The 19,718-nt window shown below is 75.2% G+C and carries 22 protein-coding genes; 17 read left to right on the top strand and 5 right to left on the bottom strand.

What is annotated here, in order from left to right:
• Positions 1 to 654: an IclR family transcriptional regulator gene (locus AC0GKK_RS05125; RefSeq protein WP_489883271.1), complete on the top strand. Its 654-nt coding sequence runs from the start codon at positions 1 to 3 to the stop codon at positions 652 to 654.
• A 1,036-nt stretch (positions 655 to 1,690) separates the two neighbouring features.
• Positions 1,691 to 2,326 carry an imidazole glycerol phosphate synthase subunit HisH gene (gene hisH, locus AC0GKK_RS05120; RefSeq protein WP_346109033.1) on the top strand — a complete coding sequence of 212 codons (636 nt, stop codon included), beginning with the start codon at positions 1,691 to 1,693 and terminating at the stop codon, positions 2,324 to 2,326.
• 47 nt (positions 2,327 to 2,373) lie between these two features.
• Here the strand turns inward: hisH and AC0GKK_RS05115 are convergent, their stop codons facing one another.
• Together AC0GKK_RS05115 and AC0GKK_RS05110 are read right to left on the bottom strand one after the other, a co-directional pair.
• Positions 2,374 to 3,060, bottom strand: coding sequence for an SDR family NAD(P)-dependent oxidoreductase (locus AC0GKK_RS05115; protein ID WP_489883270.1), 687 nt, complete (start codon positions 3,058 to 3,060; stop codon positions 2,374 to 2,376).
• A gap of 37 nt (positions 3,061 to 3,097) precedes the next feature.
• Entirely contained in the window at positions 3,098 to 3,880 is a 783-nt protein-coding gene (locus tag AC0GKK_RS05110) for a DNA-formamidopyrimidine glycosylase family protein (protein ID WP_346109037.1), read from the bottom strand.
• Positions 3,881 to 3,917: 37 nt separating this feature from the next.
• Here AC0GKK_RS05110 and priA point away from each other — a divergent pair, with 37 nt between their 5' ends.
• The 3 genes from priA to hisI are packed head-to-tail and all read left to right on the top strand — an operon-like array spanning position 3,918 to position 5,814.
• Positions 3,918 to 4,667 (top strand): bifunctional 1-(5-phosphoribosyl)-5-((5-phosphoribosylamino)methylideneamino)imidazole-4-carboxamide isomerase/phosphoribosylanthranilate isomerase PriA, encoded by a 750-nt coding sequence (gene priA, locus AC0GKK_RS05105; RefSeq protein ID WP_482637198.1) that lies wholly within the window; start codon positions 3,918 to 3,920, stop codon positions 4,665 to 4,667.
• A complete protein-coding gene (gene hisF, locus AC0GKK_RS05100) occupies positions 4,667 to 5,440 on the top strand; it encodes an imidazole glycerol phosphate synthase subunit HisF (protein WP_489883269.1) in 774 nt (257 codons plus the stop codon). The genes priA and hisF overlap by 1 nt, the downstream gene beginning before the upstream one ends.
• Complete coding sequence (hisI, locus tag AC0GKK_RS05095) at positions 5,437 to 5,814, top strand: phosphoribosyl-AMP cyclohydrolase (protein ID WP_251786045.1); 378 nt, start codon at positions 5,437 to 5,439, stop codon at positions 5,812 to 5,814. The genes hisF and hisI overlap by 4 nt, the downstream gene beginning before the upstream one ends.
• A 12-nt stretch (positions 5,815 to 5,826) precedes the next feature.
• Here hisI and AC0GKK_RS05090 read toward each other — a convergent pair whose 3' ends face one another.
• Entirely contained in the window at positions 5,827 to 6,747 is a 921-nt protein-coding gene (locus tag AC0GKK_RS05090; protein WP_405417906.1) for an oxygenase MpaB family protein, read from the bottom strand.
• A 195-nt stretch (positions 6,748 to 6,942) separates the two neighbouring features.
• On the opposite strand from AC0GKK_RS05090, the gene AC0GKK_RS05085 reads away from it, so the two are divergent.
• Entirely contained in the window at positions 6,943 to 7,611 is a 669-nt protein-coding gene (locus AC0GKK_RS05085; RefSeq protein WP_489883268.1) for a response regulator, read from the top strand.
• Here AC0GKK_RS05085 and AC0GKK_RS05080 read toward each other — a convergent pair.
• On the bottom strand, positions 7,569 to 8,216 hold the full coding sequence (locus AC0GKK_RS05080) for a TetR/AcrR family transcriptional regulator (protein WP_251786055.1): 648 nt from the start codon (positions 8,214 to 8,216) through the stop codon (positions 7,569 to 7,571). The two genes, AC0GKK_RS05085 and AC0GKK_RS05080, sit on opposite strands and share 43 nt — an antisense overlap.
• 57 nt (positions 8,217 to 8,273) lie before the next feature.
• Here AC0GKK_RS05080 and AC0GKK_RS05075 point away from each other — a divergent pair, with 57 nt between their 5' ends.
• From AC0GKK_RS05075 to AC0GKK_RS05050, 6 genes are all read left to right on the top strand, one after another.
• On the top strand, positions 8,274 to 9,887 hold the full coding sequence (locus AC0GKK_RS05075; RefSeq protein WP_405417901.1) for an anthranilate synthase component I: 1,614 nt from the start codon (positions 8,274 to 8,276) through the stop codon (positions 9,885 to 9,887).
• Positions 9,884 to 10,534, top strand: coding sequence for a Trp biosynthesis-associated membrane protein (locus AC0GKK_RS05070; RefSeq protein ID WP_083658010.1), 651 nt, complete (start codon positions 9,884 to 9,886; stop codon positions 10,532 to 10,534). The genes AC0GKK_RS05075 and AC0GKK_RS05070 overlap by 4 nt, the downstream gene beginning before the upstream one ends.
• 127 nt (positions 10,535 to 10,661) lie before the next feature.
• Positions 10,662 to 11,453: an indole-3-glycerol phosphate synthase TrpC gene (gene trpC / locus AC0GKK_RS05065; protein ID WP_251786461.1), complete on the top strand. Its 792-nt coding sequence runs from the start codon at positions 10,662 to 10,664 to the stop codon at positions 11,451 to 11,453.
• 3 nt (positions 11,454 to 11,456) lie between these two features.
• Positions 11,457 to 12,401: a prolipoprotein diacylglyceryl transferase gene (gene lgt, locus AC0GKK_RS05060; RefSeq protein WP_100880275.1), complete on the top strand. Its 945-nt coding sequence runs from the start codon at positions 11,457 to 11,459 to the stop codon at positions 12,399 to 12,401.
• Positions 12,398 to 13,036 carry a DUF2461 domain-containing protein gene (locus AC0GKK_RS05055; RefSeq protein ID WP_489883267.1) on the top strand — a complete coding sequence of 213 codons (639 nt, stop codon included), beginning with the start codon at positions 12,398 to 12,400 and terminating at the stop codon, positions 13,034 to 13,036. The genes lgt and AC0GKK_RS05055 overlap by 4 nt, the downstream gene beginning before the upstream one ends.
• A 246-nt stretch (positions 13,037 to 13,282) precedes the next feature.
• The gene (locus AC0GKK_RS05050) at positions 13,283 to 14,314 is read left to right on the top strand and encodes a M28 family peptidase (protein WP_251786062.1); all 1,032 of its coding nucleotides are present in this window, start codon (positions 13,283 to 13,285) and stop codon (positions 14,312 to 14,314) included.
• Positions 14,315 to 14,359: 45 nt separating this feature from the next.
• Here the strand turns inward: AC0GKK_RS05050 and AC0GKK_RS05045 are convergent, their stop codons facing one another.
• On the bottom strand, positions 14,360 to 14,710 hold the full coding sequence (locus AC0GKK_RS05045) for a VanZ family protein (RefSeq protein ID WP_224402875.1): 351 nt from the start codon (positions 14,708 to 14,710) through the stop codon (positions 14,360 to 14,362).
• A gap of 112 nt (positions 14,711 to 14,822) precedes the next feature.
• Between AC0GKK_RS05045 and pyk the strand changes: the two genes are divergently transcribed.
• Genes pyk through AC0GKK_RS05020 form a run of 5 tightly spaced genes read left to right on the top strand, consistent with a single transcriptional unit; the run spans position 14,823 to position 19,706 of the window.
• On the top strand, positions 14,823 to 16,247 hold the full coding sequence (gene pyk, locus AC0GKK_RS05040) for a pyruvate kinase (protein WP_251786066.1): 1,425 nt from the start codon (positions 14,823 to 14,825) through the stop codon (positions 16,245 to 16,247).
• Between the two features lie 25 nt (positions 16,248 to 16,272).
• The gene (locus AC0GKK_RS05035) at positions 16,273 to 17,190 is read left to right on the top strand and encodes an acyl-CoA thioesterase (RefSeq protein WP_178375207.1); all 918 of its coding nucleotides are present in this window, start codon (positions 16,273 to 16,275) and stop codon (positions 17,188 to 17,190) included.
• Positions 17,187 to 17,897, top strand: a complete 711-nt coding sequence (locus AC0GKK_RS05030) for a dienelactone hydrolase family protein (RefSeq protein ID WP_208820781.1) — start codon at positions 17,187 to 17,189, stop codon at positions 17,895 to 17,897. Before AC0GKK_RS05035 ends, AC0GKK_RS05030 begins: the two co-directional genes overlap by 4 nt.
• 19 nt (positions 17,898 to 17,916) lie before the next feature.
• The gene (locus AC0GKK_RS05025) at positions 17,917 to 19,230 is read left to right on the top strand and encodes an O-acetylhomoserine aminocarboxypropyltransferase/cysteine synthase family protein (RefSeq protein ID WP_489883266.1); all 1,314 of its coding nucleotides are present in this window, start codon (positions 17,917 to 17,919) and stop codon (positions 19,228 to 19,230) included.
• Positions 19,227 to 19,706 (top strand): CoA-binding protein, encoded by a 480-nt coding sequence (locus AC0GKK_RS05020; RefSeq protein WP_379673118.1) that lies wholly within the window; start codon positions 19,227 to 19,229, stop codon positions 19,704 to 19,706. The genes AC0GKK_RS05025 and AC0GKK_RS05020 overlap by 4 nt, the downstream gene beginning before the upstream one ends.
• The last annotated feature ends 12 nt before the right edge of the window (positions 19,707 to 19,718 follow it).

Genomic DNA, 19,718 nt, shown 5'->3' with positions numbered 1-19,718 from the left:
GTGTCCGGACCCGTGGCGCTCGCCGTGCTGGTCGGCGGGCAGGTGCGCTACGTCGACCACGCCGGTCCTCGGGCCCCCGACCGGCTGCAACGGGTGACGGACGTCCACCGGCCCCGCCCGCCGCTGCGCACCGCGGCGGGACGGCTGCTGCTGGCCCTGGGCGATACCGAGGAGTCCGCCCGCGCGCTGGCCGGGGTCGACGACCCGCCGGCGGTCGCGGCCTACCTCGCCGAGCGACCGGAGATCGTCCGTACCCGGCTGGCCCGCAGCGACGGGCTGGCGGACCCGGCGATCCGCGCCGTCGCCGTCCCGGTGGAGGAGGGCGGGGAGACGGTCGCGGCGGCGGTGCTCACCGGCACCCGGCGGGGCCGGGCCGACCGCAGCGTCACCCTGGACCGCGCCGCGGCCCGGCTGGTCGCCGCCCTCGCGGACCGGGGGACGCAGGCGTCCTGGGGTGCGCCCGTGGCCGGACCCACTGGGCCGAGCACCCACCTGCAGCCGCCGCGGGCGCTCGTCATCCCCGACGATGTCGGGCTGTCCGGCACCGGCACCCGGCGCACCCCCGGGCTCCACCGCGAGGCGGTGGCGACGCCGGCGGGCATCGGCATCGACCACCACGTGCGGCTGGAGAAGGGACGCGACACCACACCGTAGGCCCAGGTCGCCACTGCTCGCCCGCGTCCTGCAGCTCGACACCGCGGTCACGGCCCACTCGCACGGGCCGGTCCGGCCGGAGGGAGGCCGGAAACCCCGGTCCGGCTGGGGAAGTGCCCGAGGGCAGCCGGTTGCTGCTCGACGCCGTCGAGCGCGCGCAGCAACCGGACCGGGACCGCGAGGCCGCGACGCTGGTGGTCGAGTCGCGGCCTCGCGGTCCCGACCTCGCGACGCCCGCCGTCGCCGCCCGGCTCCGAGGAACTGTCGGTGGCGAGCGCGACGTTCCGCGAGGTCCGGCGATGCCACGACGTCGGCCTGCTCACCGGCGTCGTCGTGCTGGGCGTACCCGCGGCCCGGGGCCCTGGCGCTGCGCCGGGTCGACCACCCGGTTCCGTGCCCCCGGGCCACCCGGCGGCGACGACACCGACCGCCTCGCCGACCTCACTCCCCGTTGATTGCGGGTTCGCGCGGAGATCCGCCCCTCGCGCGCGTCCGGACGCACGCGGACGGAGGATCTGCGCGCGGACCGCTGATCACCGGGTGGGGCACTGTGAGGACCCCGAACGGCGGGGCCTGTGCACCCGCCCCCGGCCGGGCCGGGCTGGTGGGGCCGGCACCGCCCCCCGGACGAGCGACACCCGGTGAGCCGAGGCACCGTGGTCCGTGGCCAGGTCCTGTGCCCGGTGTCGTGGCCACCGAGCTCCACAGCCGCCAGGGACCCGACCTGGGCGCCGTCCCGAGGATGTCGTCACCGCCGGTCTGCGGGGGCCGGCTCGAGCTCGGCGAGGTGGTGTGCGCCCGGGTGTCGAGGACGCGGTCCTGCTCCGGTCGCGGCCGAGGCGGGGCTTGCCGCGTTCGCCGGACAGAGCACGGAACGGCGACGCGCTACCGCGCGGTCTGACCCCGTACCCGGCGGCACGATCATCGGTACTCGAGCGCCGTCGCCGGTCGGCCCGAGCAGCGCACAGGTACCGATGATCACGGCGTCGCCCCCGGGCCGCGGGGAGACGCGCGGGGCGGCGACTACGCTGGTCGCGTGGCACGCATCGTCGTCCTCGACTACGGCTCCGGGAACCTGCGCTCCGCCGAGCGCGCCCTCGAACGCGTCGGCGCGGACGTCACCGTGACGTCCGACTTCGACGCGGCGACCGAGGCCGACGGTCTCGTCGTCCCCGGGGTGGGCGCCTTCGCGGCGTGCATGCAGGGCCTGCACGCGGTCCGCGGCCCGCAGATCATCGGGCGCCGCCTCGCCGGTGGCCGCCCGGTCCTCGGCATCTGCGTCGGCATGCAGGTGATGTTCGAGCGCGGCGTCGAGTTCGACGAGGACACCGAGGGCTGCGGCGAGTGGCCCGGCACCGTCGAGCGGATCCAGGCCGACGTGCTGCCGCACATGGGGTGGAACACCGTCCGGACCCCGCAGGACAGCACCCTGTTCGCCGGGCTCGACGCCGACACCCGCTTCTACTTCGTGCACTCGTTCGGCGTCCGGCGCTGGACCCTGGAGCCCTCGCACGCGATCGCGGCGCCGAAGGTGACCTGGACCCACCACGGCGAGGACGTCGTCGCCGCGGTCGAGAACGGGCCGCTGTCGGCGACCCAGTTCCACCCGGAGAAGTCCGGCGACGCCGGCGCCGCGGTCCTGGAGAACTGGCTGCGCTCGGTCAAGGGCTGAGCCGAGGGCGGCGTCGGGGCGAGCGGGCCCGTTCCGCGGAACGCGCCTCAGCCCAGCGCGTACTCCCCGGAGCGCAGGTCGAAGGTCACCGTCCGCCTGTCCGAGCGCAGCGCCTCGAGCACCTGCCCGACGAGCGTCGCGACGTCGGAACCGGCCCTGATGCCGGACGGCACCGTCCCGGCGACGGCGCGGTCGGCGAGCCCGGTCTCGATGTGCGGCGGCCGCACGTCGAGCACCCGCACCCCCTGCTTGCGCAGGCCACCGCGGGTCGCGGTCAGCCACGCCGACAGCGCCGCCTTCGACGCCGAGTAGGTCGCCATCCCCGGCGTCGGCACGTCGGCCAGGATCGCCGAGATCATCGCGAGGGTGCCACCGGAGTCGGTGAGGTGCGGGAGGGCGGCCCGGCCGATCGCCATCGGCGCCTGCGCGTTGACCGTCAGCAGGTGCTCGGTGACGACGTCGTTCTCCGACTCCTCCCCGAACCCGGCCACCCCGATCGCCACGAACACCAGGTCCAGCCCGCCCAGGGCGTCCGCCGCCTCGTCGACGACGGCGGCACAGCGCTCGAGGTCGAGTGCGTCGAGCGTGAACGTGGGCTCGCCGTCGGCCCCGGAGGGATCGGTGCGGCCCGCCAGCGCGAGCGTCGCGCCCTGGTCGCGCAGCGCCTCGGTGAGCGCGCCGCCCAGCACACCCGTCGCCCCGACCACCAGCGTCCGCGCCCCGGAGAGTTCCATGATCCGACGGTAGGGCGAACCGGCGACGGCCGCGCGTTCACCGCTGGCAGCGCGGGCACCACCAGGTCTCGCGACCGTGCGGGGTGCGCTCCGGCGCCGCGAACGCCACCGCGGTCCCGCAGCGCAGACAGGGCCGCCGGTAGCGGCCGTAGACGAAGTGCCGCGGCCGGACCCGGCCGGTGGTGTTCTGCGCGGGGTTGCGGACGACCGCGTCGCGCAGCAGCGCGCGGCCGCGCCCGAGGAGTGCGCCGGGGTCGGAGACCGCGGAACACTCCCGCCACGGGGAGATCCGCTCCAGGAACAGCAGCTCCTGGGCCCACATGTTCCCCAGCCCGGCGACGACGCGCTGGTCCAGCAGCGCCGCCAGCACCGCCCGGCCGGGGTCGGCGCGCAGCCGGGCGAGGGCCGCGTCGCCGTCGAAGGTGTCGCCGAGCAGGTCCGGGCCCAGGTGCCCGACGACGGTGTGCTCGTCGCGGGTCGGGAGCACCGCCAGCACCGGCAGCCCGATCCCGGCCAGGGTGCGGCCGTCGACGAGGTGCAGCGCGATCCGCAGGTCGGCCGCGACGGCGCGGGGGAGCCGCCTCCCGGGCCGCAGCACCGACCACCGCCCGGACATCCGCAGGTGCGAGTGCACGGTCCAGCCGCCCGCGGTGCGGGCCAGCAGGTGCTTGCCGCGCGGCACCCAGCCGGTGATCTCCTCCCCGGCGAGGTCGGCGCCGGCGAAGCGGGGGTGGCGCACGTCGGAGCGTGCGATCACCGCGCCCGCGGTGGCCGCGTCCAGCCGCGCCGCGAGCCGGAAGATGCTGTCCCCCTCGGCCACCCCCGGAGGCTACGAGCGGCGCGGATACCCTGGCGCGGTGAGCTTCACGTTGCTTCCCGCGGTGGACGTCGTCGACGGGCAGGCCGTCCGGCTGGTGCAGGGCGAGGCCGGCACCGAGACCGGCTACGGCTCGCCCCTGGACGCTGCCCTGAACTGGCAGGCCGGCGGCGCCGAGTGGGTCCATCTGGTCGATCTCGACGCGGCGTTCGGCCGCGGCTCGAACGCCGAGCTGCTGGCCGAGGTGGTCGGGAAGCTCGACCTGCGGGTCGAGCTGTCCGGCGGCATCCGCGACGACGAGTCCCTGGAGCGCGCGCTGTCCACCGGCGCGGCCCGGCTCAACCTCGGCACCGCGGCGCTGGAGCAGCCCGACTGGTGCCGCCGGGTCCTCGCCGAGCACGGCGAGAAGATCGCGATCGGGCTCGACGTCAAGATGATCGACGGCCGGCGCCGGGTCGCGGGGCGCGGCTGGACCTCCGACGGCGGCGACCTGTGGGAGGTCCTCGCCCGCCTCGACGCCGACGGCGCCACCCGCTACATCGTCACCGACGTCTCCAAGGACGGCACCCTGCAGGGCCCGAACGTCGAGCTGCTCACCGAGGTCGCGCAGGCCACGACCGCGCCGGTCATCGCGTCGGGGGGGATCTCGGAGGTGTCCGACCTGACCCGGCTCGCCGAGGTCGCCGCGACCGGCGTGAACATCGAGGGCTCGATCATCGGCAAGGCGCTCTACGCCGGCCGGTTCACCCTGCCCGAGGCCCTGGCGGCCGTGCGGGCGGTGAGCGCCTGATGGGCGTCGCGGTCCGCGTCATCCCCTGCCTGGACGTCGACGCCGGGCGCGTGGTGAAGGGCGTCAACTTCAAGGAGCTCCGCGACGCGGGCGACCCGGTCGAGATGGCGCGGGTCTACGACGCCGAGGGCGCCGACGAGCTGACCTTCCTCGACGTCACCGCGTCGTCGTCGGAGCGCGGCACCATGATCGACGTGGTGCGCCGCACCGCCGAGCAGGTGTTCATCCCGCTGACCGTCGGCGGCGGCATCCGCACCCCCGACGACGTCGACCGGATGCTCCGCGCGGGCGCGGACAAGGTCTCGGTGAACACCGCCGCGATCGCCCGGCCCACGCTGCTGCACGAGATGTCGCGGCGCTTCGGCAGCCAGTGCATCGTGCTGTCGGTGGACGCCCGCCGGGTGCCGGAGGGGGAGAAGCCGCAGCCGTCGGGCTGGGAGGTCACCACGCACGGCGGGCGCCGGTCCGCCGGGATCGACGCCGTCGAGTGGGCCGAGCGCGGCCAGGAGCTCGGCGTCGGGGAGATCCTGCTGAACTCGATGGACGCCGACGGCACACGGGCCGGGTTCGACCTGGACATGCTGACCGCGGTCCGGAAGGTGGTCGACGTCCCGGTGATCGCCTCCGGTGGTGCCGGCGCGGTCGAGCACTTCGCCCCGGCCGTGCGGGCCGGAGCGGACGCGGTGCTGGCCGCGAGCGTGTTCCACTTCGGGCAGCTGCGGATCGGCCAGGTCAAGGACGCGCTGCAGGGCGAGGGGGTCGAGATCCGATGACCGCACAGAGCGTGCGCCTGTCCGCGGCCGAGTCCGCGCTGGACCCGGCGGTCGCGGCCCGCCTCAAGCGCGACGCCGACGGCCTGGTCTGCGCCGTCGTGCAGTCCCGCGCCGGCGAGGTGCTGATGGTCGGCTGGATGGATGACGAGGCGCTGCATCGCACCCTGACCACCGGCCGGGGGACCTACTGGTCGCGGTCGCGGCAGGAGTACTGGGTCAAGGGCGGCACGTCGGGGCACGTGCAGCACGTGCACGAGGTCCGGCTGGACTGCGACGGCGACGCGGTGCTCGTCGTCGTCGACCAGGAGGGGCCTGCCTGTCACACCGGGACCCGGACCTGCTTCGACTCCGACGTCCTGCTCGCCGGGAGCTGAGCGCGCGCCCGGTCAGGGGTGCGCCGGGGGCATCGGCGGGGGAGCGGGCTGTGGTGTGCTCGTCACCCACCGGATGCCTGCGGTGATCGCGTGCCCGCCCGCTCGCACGACCGTCCGCTCGGCCACCGGCAGCCACGGCAGCCGCAGCGGCAGCCGCGTCCAGCGCGGCATCAGCCCCACCGACGCGGCGGCCAGCACCGCGTACGGCACCCGCGCGGAGAGCGGCAGCGGCGGCTCCCACAACAGGAACCGGGCGGCGTCGCGCGCCTCGGGGGTGCCGGCCAGCTCGGGCCGGTACCCGTCGAGCTGCGCCTTCAGCTCCGCGGTGGACTCCGGCGGGTCGGGCACGCCCAGCTCACGGGCGACGCGTGCGGCGTCGGCGACGTAGGCGTCGCGGCCCGCGGCGTCCAGCGGTGCGCTGCCGTAGCGGTCGTGCGCGGTGAGGAAGCTGTCGATCTCGGCGATGTGCACCCAGCGCAGCAGGTGCGGGTCCGACGCCGAGTAGGGGCGCCCGTCCGGCGCGGTCCCGCGGACGTGGACGTGCGCCCGCCGGATCCGGGCGATCACCCGCTCGGCCTCCTCGGCCGGGCCGAACGTCGTCGCGGCCAGGAAGTAGGAGGTGCGCTGCAGCCGTCCCCACGGGTCGCCCCGGAACCCGGAGTGCCCGGCGACCCCGGCCATGGCCAGCGGGTGCAGCGACTGCAGCAGCAGCGCCCGCAGCCCGCCGACGAACATCGACGCGTCGCCGTGCACCGTGCGGATCGCGGCGTCCTCGGGGAACCAGCGCGGGCCCTCGGCGCCGAGCACGCGGGCCCGGCGGCCGGAGCCCTCGTCCCCGGCGACCCGGCTGAACACCGCCGACCCGGCCCGCGAGCGCAGGGCCGCGAGCCGGTCGGTGACGGCGTCGGGGAGCCGGGCGGACAGATCGACCATGGCCCCAGTGTGCGGTCGTGCCCCGGCGGCGGCCACCGGGTCGGGTGCCTCCGGCGGTCCCGAGGGCAGGACGGCTGCGGCAGTCGGGTGACAGTCCTGCTCCCGGGGTGGCGTGCTCACCGGCCGCTCGGCGAGGCGATGCGGGGACACGCCGACGGGCGCGGTAGGACGGTGACCGGCGTACGGAGGGGAGCGATGACGAGCGACGCGACGGTCGGCGTCCTGCTGGTCGACGACGAGGAGCTGATCCGCACCGGGCTGCGCGCGGTGCTCGAGGCCGACCCCGGCATCACCGTCCTCGGCGAGGCCGCCGACGGCGCCGAGGTCCCCGGGCTGGTCACCCGGCTGCGGCCGGACGTCGTGCTGATGGACGTCCGGATGCCCGCGGTCGACGGCATCACCGCCACCCGGGCGCTGCTGCGCCGGCCCCACCCACCGCGGGTGCTGGTGCTCACCACGTTCGGCCACGACCGGCACGTCCTGGACGCGTTGCGCGCCGGGGCCGGTGGCTTCCTGCTGAAGCGGACCCCGCCGCGCGACGTGGTGCGGGCCGTGCACACCGTCGCCGCGGGGGAGTCGCTGCTGTTCCCGGCGGCGGTGCGTGAGCTCGTGGCCGGGTTCGCCGCCGACGACGGCGACCGGCTCGCCGCCGCCGGACTGACCGCGCGCGAGGGCGAGGTGCTGCGCCTCGTGGCGCGCGGGCTGTCCAACGCCGAGATCGCGGAGGAGCTGGTGCTGGGCGTGGAGACGGTGAAGACCCACGTCGCCGCGGTGCTGGCCAAGACCGGGTCGCGGGACCGGACCCAGGCCGTCGTCGCCGCCTACTCCTCGGGGTTCGTCGACCCCAGGTTCCCGGTCAGGTAGCGCTGCACGGTCGGCCCGACCGCGGCGACGACGTCCTCGCGCGGCGCCGAGGCCAGCGGCTCCAGCCGCACCACGTAGCGCATCATGCCGAGCCCGATCAGCTGGGAGCCGACGAGCGCGCCCCGCTCGTCGGGCCGGTCGGGGGAGTGCGCCCGGGTGACCGGGCGCAGGATCGCGCCGCCGACGAACTCACGCAGCATCCGGGCCGCGATGTCGTGACCCGCGACGCTGCGCAGCACCGCCGCCATCGGGGCGCCGCCGCCGGTGTCCCAGACCGTCAGGAACCCCCGCACGATCCGCTCGCCGACCCGGTCGGCGGGGCCGTCCAGCACCATCCGCCGGACCTGTGCGGGGTCGACCGGCAGGTCCAGCGCGGCGAGGAACAGCTTCTCCTTGCCGCCGAACCAGTGGTTCACCATGGCCGGGTCCACCCCGGCCCGTTCGGCGATCCGGCGGACCGTGGCGCCGTCGAAGCCGCGGTCGGCGAACTCGGCGCGGGCGGCCGCGAGCAGCCCGGCCCGGGTGTCCGCGCCGCCGGACCGGCGGCCACGACGCCGTGGCGACGCCCCCGGGCCCGGGGGTGCGGTGGCGCTCGGTTCGGTCATGCGCCCCATCCTCACCCGCGCGAGGGCGGCCGTCACTGCTCGGGGACAATGAGTCGCATGACCCAGCGGACCCAGAACGCATCCGGTGGCGCGACGACGACCGGGGCCCCCGCGGCTCCCGCGGTCGCCGCCCTGGGCGCGGTGAGCCCCACCCGTGAGGAGTTCCGGGAGCTGGCGCGCGCGCACCGGGTCATCCCGGTGACCCGGCGGCTGCTGGCCGACGACGAGACCCCGGTCGGGGTCTACCGCAAGCTCGCGGGCGGGACCGCGGGCACGTTCCTGCTGGAGTCCGCCGAGAACGGTCGGTCCTGGTCGCGGTGGTCGTTCGTCGGGGCCCGCAGCGCCGCCGCGCTCACCGCCGTCGACGGCGAGCTGGTCTGGACCGGGGAGGTGCCCGACGGCCTGCCCACCACCGGCGACCCGCTCGACGCGCTGCGCACCGTGGTCACCGAGCTGCACTCCGAGCCGCTGCCCGGGCTCCCGCCGCTGACCGGCGGCATGGTCGGCTACCTCGGCTACGACATCGTCCGCCGCGTCGAGCGCATCGCGGACCCGAACGACCCGGCCGTCGACGACCTGGCGCTGCCCGAGCTGGTCATGCTGCTGGCCACCGACCTGGCCGCGCTCGACCACCACGAGGGCACCGTCACCCTGATCGCGAACGCGATCAACTGGGACGCCACGGACGAGCGCGTCGACCAGGCCTACGACGACGCCGTCGCCCGGCTGGACCGGATGACCGGCGAGCTCGCCGTGCCGGCGCCCAGCTCGGTCGCGGTGTACACCCCGACCCGCCCCGAGTTCCTCCGCCGGCGCACCCCCGAGCAGCACCACGCCGCGATCGAGGACGCCAAGGAGCAGATCCGCGCCGGCGAGGCGTTCCAGATCGTGCTCTCGCAGCGCTTCGAGATGGAGTGCGACGCCGACCCGCTCGAGGTCTACCGGATCCTGCGCACCACGAACCCGAGCCCGTACATGTACCTGCTGCGTCTCGACGACGCGGCGGGCGGGCCGCCGTTCTCCATCGTCGGGTCCAGCCCGGAGGCGCTGGTCAGCGTGCTCGACGGGCGTGCCACCACGCACCCCATCGCGGGCACCCGCTGGCGCGGCGCGACCGACGAGGAGGACCAGCTCCTGGAGAAGGAGCTGCGCGGCGACGAGAAGGAGCGCGCCGAGCACCTGATGCTCGTCGACCTCGGCCGCAACGACCTCGGCCGGGTGTGCGAGCCCGGCACGGTGACCGTGCGGAACTTCTTCGAGATCGAGCGCTACAGCCACGTCATGCACCTGGTGTCGACGGTGACCGGGCTGCTGCGCGGCGACCGCACCGCGTTCGACGCCGTCGTCGCCTGCTTCCCGGCCGGCACCCTGTCCGGGGCGCCGAAGGTGCGGGCCATGCAGGTCATCGACCGGCTGGAGCCGACCCGGCGCGGTCAGTACGGCGGCATCGTCGGCTACCTCGACTTCGCGGGCAACGCCGACACCGCGATCGCCATCCGCACCGCGATGATCCGCAACGGGACCGCGTACGTGCAGGCGGGCGGTGGGATCGTCGCCGACTCCGACCCGGCCGCGGAGGACATGGAGTGCCTGAACAAGGCCCGGGCGGTGCTCTCGGCCGTCGCCGCGGCCGGGTCCATGTCACCCCCGCCGGTCCCGGGCAGCGCGTGACGGCGCCCGGCGACGACGGCGCCGCCGCGCCCACGGCGGGCCGCACCGACCGGCGGGCACTCGGCCTGACCGTGCTCGGCCTGCTGCTCGGCGCCGGTGCGCTGTGGGGTGCCGGTGCGGCCGAGTGGTTCGTGCTGGAGGTGCCCACCGCGACCCGCGGCACCGTCGAGCTCGGCGCCACCGGCGCGCAGCTGCAGCCCGCCGTCACCGCGGTCGCGGCGCTGCTGGTGGCGGCCGTCGCCGCGCTGGTCGCACTGTCCGGCATCGCCCGCCGCGTGCTGGGCGTGCTGGTCGGGCTCGCCGGGGCGGCCGCGGTGGTGCTGACCCTGCGGCTGGTCGCCGTGCCGCCGTCGGCGGTGGAGCTGGCCTCCGCCCGTTCCGGGCTGACCGCCCCGAACGCCCCCGCGGGCTCCGGCGCGGTCTCGGCCACGCCGTGGCCCTGGCTGGCCGTCGCCGGCGGGGTCGTCGCGCTCGCCGCGGCGGTGCTGCTGGTGGTCCGCGAGCCGCGGCTGCCGCGGCTCGGCGCCCGGTACGCCGCACCCGGGACGCAGGCGGCCACGACACCGGCCGACCCCGACCGGGCGGCCTGGGAACGGCTCGATGCCGGCGGCGACCCGACCGTCGGCCCGCGTGAGGGGGAGAACTAGCATGACCTCGACGTCCGGGCGACGCGCGAGCGGAGGAGGAGTCGGCCCTGTGAGCACTACGGGCACTGCCGGTACTGCCGGACATCCGAACGGGACACCGGGTCGCGTACCCAGCGTCCTCGAGTCCATCGTGGACGGGGTCCGGGAGGACCTCGCCGAGCGCGAGAGCGTCGTCGACCTCGCCGAGATCAAACGGCGGGCCGCGGCCGCGCCGCCGCCGCGGGACGCGATGGCGGCCCTGCGCGAGCCGGGTGTCGGCGTCATCGCCGAGGTGAAGCGGGCCAGCCCGTCGAAGGGGTCGCTCGCCGACATCCCCGATCCGGCCGACCTCGCCGAGGCCTACTCCGCCAACGGCGCGCGGGTGATCAGCGTGCTCACCGAGCAGCGCCGCTTCGGCGGCTCGCTGGCCGACTTCGACGCCGTCCGCGCCCGGGTCGACACCCCGCTGCTGCGCAAGGACTTCGTCGTCACGCCGTACCAGGTGCACGAGGCCCGTGCGCACGGCGCGGACGTCGTGCTGCTGATCGTCGCCGCGCTGGAGCAGCCGGTGCTCGCCTCGCTGCTGGACCGCATCGAGTCCCTCGGTATGACCCCGCTGGTCGAGGTGCACACCGAGGAGGAGTGCGACCGCGCCCTGGAGGCCGGCGCCACCCTGATCGGCGTGAACGCCCGCAACCTGCACACCCTCGAGGTGAACCGGTCGGTCTTCGGTGAGATCGCCCCCGGGCTGCCGTCGCACGTGCTCAAGGTCGCCGAGTCCGGTGTCCGTGGCCCCGGTGACCTGCTCACCTACGCGGGCTGGGGTGCGGACGCGGTGCTGGTCGGCGAGGGCCTGGTGACCAGCGGTGACCCGGCGGCCGCGGTGCGCGGGCTGGTCGCGGCCGGGTTCCACCCGTCCTGCAGCCGCAACGGCGGCTGAGCCGTGCTCGTCACGCTCGCCACCGTCCTGCCCGCCGCGCTCCCGGCCTCGATCCCGAGCCCGGACCGCGGTGTCTGGCACCTCGGCCCGGTCCCGATCCGGGCGTACGCGCTGTGCATCATCGCCGGCATCGCGGTCGCCCTGTGGTGGGGCGAGCGTCGGCTGCAGGCGCGCGGCGGGCGGGCCGGGACGGTGCTCGACGTCGCGGTGTGGGCGGTGCCGTTCGGCCTGCTCGGCGGGCGGCTCTACCACGTCGCCACCGACTGGCGGACCTACTTCGGCCCCGGCGGCAACCCGTGGGGTGCGCTGGAGATCTGGAACGGCGGGCTCGGGATCTGGGGCGCCATCGCGCTCGGCGGGGTCGGGGCCTGGATCGGCTGCCGCCGCCACGGCGTCCCGCTGCCGCTGTTCGCCGACGCGGTCGCGCCCGGCATCATCGTCGCCCAGGCGATCGGGCGGCTCGGGAACTGGTTCAACCAGGAGCTCTACGGCGGTCCGACCACCCTGCCCTGGGGCCTGGAGATCTACCGTCGGGTCGACCCCGCGACCGGGCTGGACGACCCGCTCGGCGGCGTCGCGCTCGACCCCACGCCGATCGCGGTCGTGCACCCCACCTTCCTCTACGAGCTGCTGTGGAACCTCGTCGTCGCCGCGCTGATCGTGCTGGCCGACCGCCGGTTCCGGCTCGGCCACGGCAAGGTGTTCGCGCTCTACGTCGCGGGCTACACCCTCGGCCGGTTCTTCATCGAGCTCATGCGCACGGATCCGGCGACCCGCGTGTTCGGCGACGTCCGGATCAACGTCGTCGTCTCGGCCGTCGTGTTCGTCGGGGCGGTGCTCTACGTCGCGTTCGCCCGGCGCGGCCGCGAGGAGTTCGTCGCGCCCGAGCCGGAGGACACCACCGCTCCCGGGGAGCAGGGCACGCCCCAGGAGCGCGAGGACGCGTGAGCGCGTTCGCGGGCTTCGGCGACGGCGCCGTCGAGTTCTACGACGGCCTGCTCGCCGACAACTCCCGGGCGTACTGGACCGACCAGCGCGAGGTCTACGAGAGCGACGTCCGCGGCCCGATGACGGCGCTGCTCGCCGACCTCGAACCGGAGTTCGGGGCGGGCAAGGTGTTCCGGCCCTACCGCGACGTGCGCTTCGCCGCGGACAAGACGCCGTACAAGACCCACTGCGGCGGCTTCGCCGAGCCGTTCTACGTCGAGGTGTCCGCGGACGGGATGCTCGCCGCGGGCGGCTACTACCACATGGCGCCCGACCAGCTGACCCGCTACCGCGAGAGCGTCGACGACCAGCGCCGCGGCGAGGACCTGCGGGCCCGGCTCGACACCGCCCGCGCCGCCGGGCTCACCGTCGACGGCGCGACGCTCAGGACCCGCCCGCGCGGCACCGATCCCGGCCATCCGCGGCTCGACCTGCTGCGGCACAAGGGGCTCTACGTGTCGCGGAGCTGGCCGCCGGACGACGTGCTGCACGGCCCGCGGGCCCGGGACCGGGTCCGCACGGTGTGGCGGGCCTCCCGCCCGGTCACCGAGTGGCTCGACGACCACGTCGGTCCCAGCGAGCTCCCGCGCCGCTGACCCGCCGCGGCCGTGCCGCCGCCGTGCCGCCGCCGCGCTGTCGCCGTGCCGCGCCGCGCCGTGCCGCGCCGTGCCGCTGCCGCGCTGTCGCCGGGCCGAGTCACCGTGCCGCGCCGACGGCCCGGGCGGCGCCGGACGGGTTTCCGTGACACGGTCGACAACCTGCGCGGTGATCCGGACGACGGCCGGGGTACGAACACCGCGGACGGGCCGACGCGGTCCGGGTCGACGCACGGGGGAGTGGGCATGGGAGTGCAGGGGCGGACGCGGGGCCGGCGCAGCCGTGACGGGCTGCTGGCGCTGGTGACGGCGGCGTTCGTCGTCGCCGGGTGCACCGCCGCCGGGCCCGCCACCGCGCCGCCGCCCGCCGGGGCGCTGTCCCAGCAGGTCACGGGCGCCGCGACCGGCGAGGCCGCGGTGCCGCACCTGCGGGCCCTGGAACGCATCGCCGACGACAACGGCGGCAACCGCGCGGCCGGGACCCCCGGCTACGACGCGACGGTCGACTACGTCGCCGGCGTGCTGCGCGACGCCGGGTTCGACGTCACCACCCCCACCTACGACGCCGGGGACGGCCGCGAGCTGCGCAACGTCGTCGCCCGCACCCGCGGCGGCGACCCCGCCCGGATCGTGCTCGCCGGCGCCCACCTCGACTCCGTGCGCGCCGGCCCCGGCATCAACGACGACGGCAGCGGCATCGCCGGGCTGCTCGCCGCGGCGACCGCGCTCGGCCCGCAGCCGGGCGTTGGCGCCACCGTCTCCTTCGGGTTCTGGGGCTCGGAGGAGGACGACCTGCAGGGCTCGACCGGCTACGTGCGGTCCCTGTCGGAGGAGGAGCGCGAGCACCACCTGCTCTACCTCAACGCCGACATGCTCGGCTCACCCAACGGCGGCTACTTCGTGCAGGGCGGCCGCGGTGAGGACGACGAGGAGCGGGGCCCGTCCGGGTCCGGCGTCGTCGCCTCGGTGCTGGCCGAGGAGCTGGCCGCGGCGGGCGCCCCGCAGCCCGAGACCATCGGCCTCTACGGCGACGACGACGGCCCCTTCGCCGAGGTCGGCATCCCGGTCGCGGGCGCGGTCACCGGCGACGAGGACACCAAGTCCCGCTCCCAGGCCCAGCTCTGGGGCGGTGAGGCGGGCCGGGCCTACGACGGCTGCTACCACTCGGCCTGCGACCGGATCGGCAACGTCGACACCGTGAAGCTGGACCGCTACACCCGTGCGATCGCGGCGACCCTGGCCCGTTTCGCCGACGCCACCCAGCGCCCCTCCGGCTGAGCCGACCGACCGGCCCCACGGGCGGCCGTGGGGACCGGCTCCTGCTCAGAGCCGCGACGACGTCTCGCGGTCCGGCCGGCGGCGCGCCACCAGCACGGCCAGCCCCACCCCGAGCGCCGCCCCGGCGACGTCGACGAGTGCGTCGAGGACGTCCCCGCTGCGCCCGATCGGCAGCAGCGCCTGCGCGACCTCCGATGCCGCGGCGTAGACGACGAGTCCGCCCAGCAGCGGCCACACCCGGATCCCGGCGGCCCGCCCGGTCCACGCCAGCAGCGCGAACAGCAGCAGGTGGACGAGCTTGTCGGTGCCCGGAGGTGCCGTCGGTACCCCGGACGCCGGGGTGAACAGGACCACCAGGCTCAACAGGACCGACAGGACGAACGGCTGGACGCGCACGCCCCCCAGTCTGCTCCACCGGTGACCGCCGGGATGAACACCGTCGGACCGGACGCCGACAGGCCGGGTTCCGATCGTCCTGATCGTTCCAGACAGCGCTACCCTGATAGCCGTGACACGTCGAACCAAGATCGTCTGCACCATCGGTCCGGCCACGGCGACCCCGGACCGGATCCGTGACCTCGTGGAGGCGGGCATGGACGTGGCCCGGCTCAACTTCAGTCACGGGGACCGCGCCGACCACAAGCGCGTCTACGACATGGTCCGCGCCGCCGCCGACTCGACCGGGCGCGCCGTCGGCATCCTCGCCGACCTGCAGGGCCCGAAGATCCGGCTCGGCCGCTTCACCGACGGGCCCACCGAGTGGGCGACCGGCGAGGAGGTGCGGATCACGGTCGACGACGTGGCCGGCACCCCCGACCGGGTCTCCACCACCTACAAGGGCCTCGCCCAGGACGCCCAGGTCGACGACCGGATGCTCGTCGACGACGGCAAGGTCGGCCTGCGGGTCGTCGCCGTCGACGGCAACGACGTGGTCTGCCGGGTCACCGAGGGCGGCCCTGTCTCGGACAACAAGGGCCTGTCGCTGCCCGGCATGAACATCTCGGTGCCCGCGTTGTCGGACAAGGACATCGCGGACCTCGAGTTCGCGATGTCGCTGCGGGTCGACGTCGTCGCGCTGTCGTTCGTGCGCAGCCCCGCCGACATCGACCTCGTCCACAAGATCATGGACAACACCGGTGCCGGCCGCGTCCCGGTGATCGCGAAGCTGGAGAAGCCGGAGGCCGTCGACAACCTCGAGGCCGTCGTGCTCGCCTTCGACGGCATCATGGTCGCCCGCGGTGACCTGGGCGTGGAGCTGCCGCTGCAGAACGTGCCGCTGGTGCAGAAGCGCGCGGTGCAGATCGCGCGGGAGAACGCCAAGCCGGTCATCGTCGCGACCCAGATGCTGGAGTCGATGATCACCAGCTCGCGCCCGACCCGCGCCGAGGCCTCCGACGTCGCGAACGCCGTCCTCGACGGCACCGACGCCGTGATGCTGTCCGGTGAGACCAGCGTCGGCCGCTACCCGATCAAGACCGTGCGGACGATGGCCGAGATCGTCGAGGCCGTCGAGGCGGGCCCGGCCGACGTGCCGCCGCTCAACCACGTGCCCCGCACCAAGCGTGGCGTGCTGTCCTACGCCGCCCGCGACATCGGCGAGCGTCTCTCGGCGCGGGCGCTGGTCGCGTTCTCCCAGTCCGGTGACACGGTGCGCCGCCTGGCCCGGCTGCACACCCGGCTCCCGCTGCTGGCGTTCACCCCGGAGCCCGCGGTGCGCAGCCAGCTCGCGATGACCTGGGGCGTCGAGACGTTCCTGGTCGACAAGGTCGACTCGACCGACGCCATGATCCGCCAGGTCGACCACGCGATCCTCTCGATCGGCCGGTTCAAGCCGGGTGACCTGGTGGTCGTCGTCGCCGGGTCGCCGCCTTCCACGGTCGGGTCGACCAACCTGATCCGGGTGCACCGCCTGGGCGAGGACGACCACGCCTGAGGCCGGTTGGGCATACTCACCGACCGTGAGTGCCGATTCCGCAACCGCGCAGACCGCAGCCGACGGTGAACCGCGCGGCCAGGCCGTCCTCGACGACCTGGTCGCGCTGCTGGACCTGGAGCGGCTGGAGGACAACCTCTTCCGCGGGGTGAGCCCGCCGGTGTCGCTGCCCCGTGTGTTCGGCGGGCAGGTCGCGGGCCAGGCGCTGGTCGCCGCGGGCCGCACGGTGGCGGCCGACCGGGGCGTCCACTCGCTGCACGCCTACTTCATCCGGCCCGGGGACCCGAGCATCCCGATCGTCTACGAGACCGAGCGGGTCCGCGACGGCCGGTCGTTCACCACCCGCCGGGTGCTCGCCATCCAGCGCGGCGAGCCGATCTTCTCGCTGTCGGCGTCGTTCCAGCTGCCGCAGAACGGCCTGGAACACTCCCAGCCGATGCCCTCGGACGTCCCCGCGCCGGACGCCGTCGACGACCTCGGCACCCGCGCCGCCCGCGGCGACGGCGGCTGGATGGCCGGGCTGCCGCGCCCGCTGGACATCCGGCTGATCGACGAGCCGTCCTGGTCGCAGGACCACCCCGGTCCGTCCGACGACCCGATGCGGCTGTGGCTGCGCGCCGACGGCGAGCTGCCCGACGACCCGCTGCTGCACGTGTGCCTGCTCACCTACGCCAGCGACCTGACCCTGCTGGGGTCGGTCGTCGCCCGCCACGACGTGCCCCGGACCGGGCTGCAGATGGCGAGCCTGGACCACGCGATGTGGTTCCACGCGCCGTTCCGGGCCGACGAGTGGCTGCTGTACTCGTGCTTCTCGCCGGCCGCGTCGGGCGGGCGCGGCCTCGCGAGCGGACGCTTCTTCACCGCCGACGGCCGCCTGGTCGCCACCACCATGCAGGAGGGACTCGTCCGGGTCCCGCGCGCCGGGAGGGACGCACGCCCATGACCGTCGAGTCCGAGATCTCGCTGCCCAGCGTCAACGGCGGCAGGCTGCCCGGCTTCCTGGCCCGCCCCGAGACCACCACCCCGGGCCCGGCGATCGTGATGATCTACGAGATCTTCGGGATGACCCCGGAGATGCGCCGGATCGCCCGCGAGCTGGCCCGCGAGGGCTACACCGTGCTCATCCCGGACCTGTTCGCCCGCGGCCGGGTGACGCCGCTGTGCATCGCCTCGACGGTGGCGACGATGGCCACCGGCCGCGGCGCCGCGCTCGGCGACTGCGAGTCCGCGCGGCGCTGGCTGGCCGACCAGCCCACCGTCGACGCCGACCGGATCGGGGTCATGGGGTTCTGCATGGGCGGCGGGTTCGCGATGCTGCTGTCCCAGAGCGGTCTGTACCGGGTCGCGGTGCCGTTCTACGGCCGCGCCGGCGTCGAGGTGGAACCGGTCTGCCCGGTCGTCGCCAGCTTCGGCGGCCGGGACGCGCAGTTCGCCGACGGCTACCCGCAGCGCCTGGAGGCCGACCTGACCGAGCGGGGGATCCCGCACGACGTCGTCGTCTACCCCGAGGCCGGGCACTCGTTCATGACGCGCACGCCGGGCGTGAAGGGCGCGGTGGCGCGCCGGACACCGCTGCACGCGGAGTACCACGAGCCGTCGGCGACGGACGCGACGGAGCGGGTACGGGCCTTCCTGCGCGACCACCTGTAGCCGGGGCAGGATGGGGGGTGTGAGCGAGCGCGATGATCAGCAGGACCGGGCCTGGGGCTTCCGCACCCGGGCCGTGCACGCGGGGACGGTGCCGGACGCCGCGACCGGTTCCCGGGCGGTGCCGATCCACCAGACGACCAGCTACGTCTTCCGCGACACCGACGACGCCGCGGCGCTGTTCGCGCTGCAGAAGTACGGGCTGATCTACTCCCGGATCGCCAACCCGACGGTGTCGGCGTTGGAGGAACGCCTGGCCAGCCTCGACGGGGGCATCGGCGCGGTGTGCACGGCCAGCGGGCAGGCCGCCGAGTTCCTCACCTTCGCCGCGCTCGCCGGGGCGGGGGACCACGCCGTCGCCGCGGCCGGGCTGTACGGCGGCACCATCACCCAGCTCGACGTGACGCTGCGCCGCTTCGGCGTCGACACGACCTTCGTGCCGGGCACCGACCCGGCCGACTACGCCGCCGCGATCCGCGACAACACCAAGTTCGTCTTCGCCGAGGTCGTGTCCAACCCGGGCGGCGAGGTCGCCGACATCGCCGGGCTCGCCGAAATCGCGCACGCGGCCGGGCTCCCGCTGATCATCGACGCGACGCTGGCGACGCCGTACCTGTGCCGACCGCTGGAGCACGGCGCGGACATCGTGATCCACTCGGTGACGAAGTTCCTCGGCGGGCACGGCACCACCCTCGGCGGCGTCGTGATCGAGTCCGGCCGCTTCGACTGGGGCAACGGCCGCTTCCCCGGTATGACCGAGCCGGTCCCGTCCTACGGCGGGCTCACCTGGTGGGGCAACTTCCAGGAGCTCGGGTTCCTCACCAAGCTGCGGGCCGAGCAGCTGCGCGACGTCGGCGCCACGCTGTCCGCGCACTCGGCGTTCCTGCTGGTGCAGGGTGTCGAGACGCTGCCGCAGCGGATGGAGTCCCACGTCGCGAACGCGCAGAAGGTCGCCGAGTGGCTCGAGGCCGACCCGCGGGTGGAGTACGTGACCTATCCCGGGCTGCCGTCGCACCGCCACCACGAGCGGGCTCGCCGGTACCTGCCCGCGGGGCCGGGTGCGGTGTTCGCGTTCGGGGTGCGCGGTGGCCGGGCCGCCGGGGCGCGGTTCATCGAGTCGGTGCAGCTGTGCAGCCACCTCGCCAACGTCGGCGACGCCCGCACCCTCGTCCTGCACCCCGGGTCCACCACCCACCAGCAGCTGACCACCGAGCAGCTGGAGCACGCCGGCGTCCCTGAGGACATGATCCGGATCTCGGTCGGGCTGGAGGACCCGGACGACATCGTCTGGGACCTCGACCAGGCCCTCACCGCCTCGCAGAAGGAGACCGCGTGACCTGGGAGAACCCGCCCGCGTGGCGGCGGCAGCAGATCCTGCGCGACACCCGCACCGTCGCCGTCGTCGGGGCGAGCCCCAACCCGGCCCGGGCCAGCAACTTCGTCGCCACCTACCTGCTGGCCTCGACCGCTTTCGACGTGTACTTCGTGAACCCGAACGCGAGCACGATCCTGGGGCGCGCGGTGTACCCGTCGCTGGCGGAGCTGCCGGTGGCGCCCGACCTGGTCGACGTGTTCCGGCGGCCGGAGGACCTCGGCGGCGTGCTCGACGAGGCCCTCGCCCTCGACCCGGTCCCGTCGACGTTCTGGCTGCAGTTCGGGCTGTTCGACGAGGACCTGGCCCGCCGCGCCGAGAGCGCGGGCCTGACCGTCGTCATGGACCGCTGCCTCAAGGTCGAGCACGCGCGGTTCGCCGGTGGACTGCACCTGGCCGGGTTCGACACCGGAGTGATCACCTCGCGGCGCCGGGACTGACCCGGGTGCCCC

The sequence above is a fragment of the Pseudonocardia sp. P-1 genome (assembly GCF_058111925.1).
The sequence above is the reverse complement of the archived record's forward strand: the minus strand, read 5'-3'. Positions and strand labels throughout refer to the sequence as shown.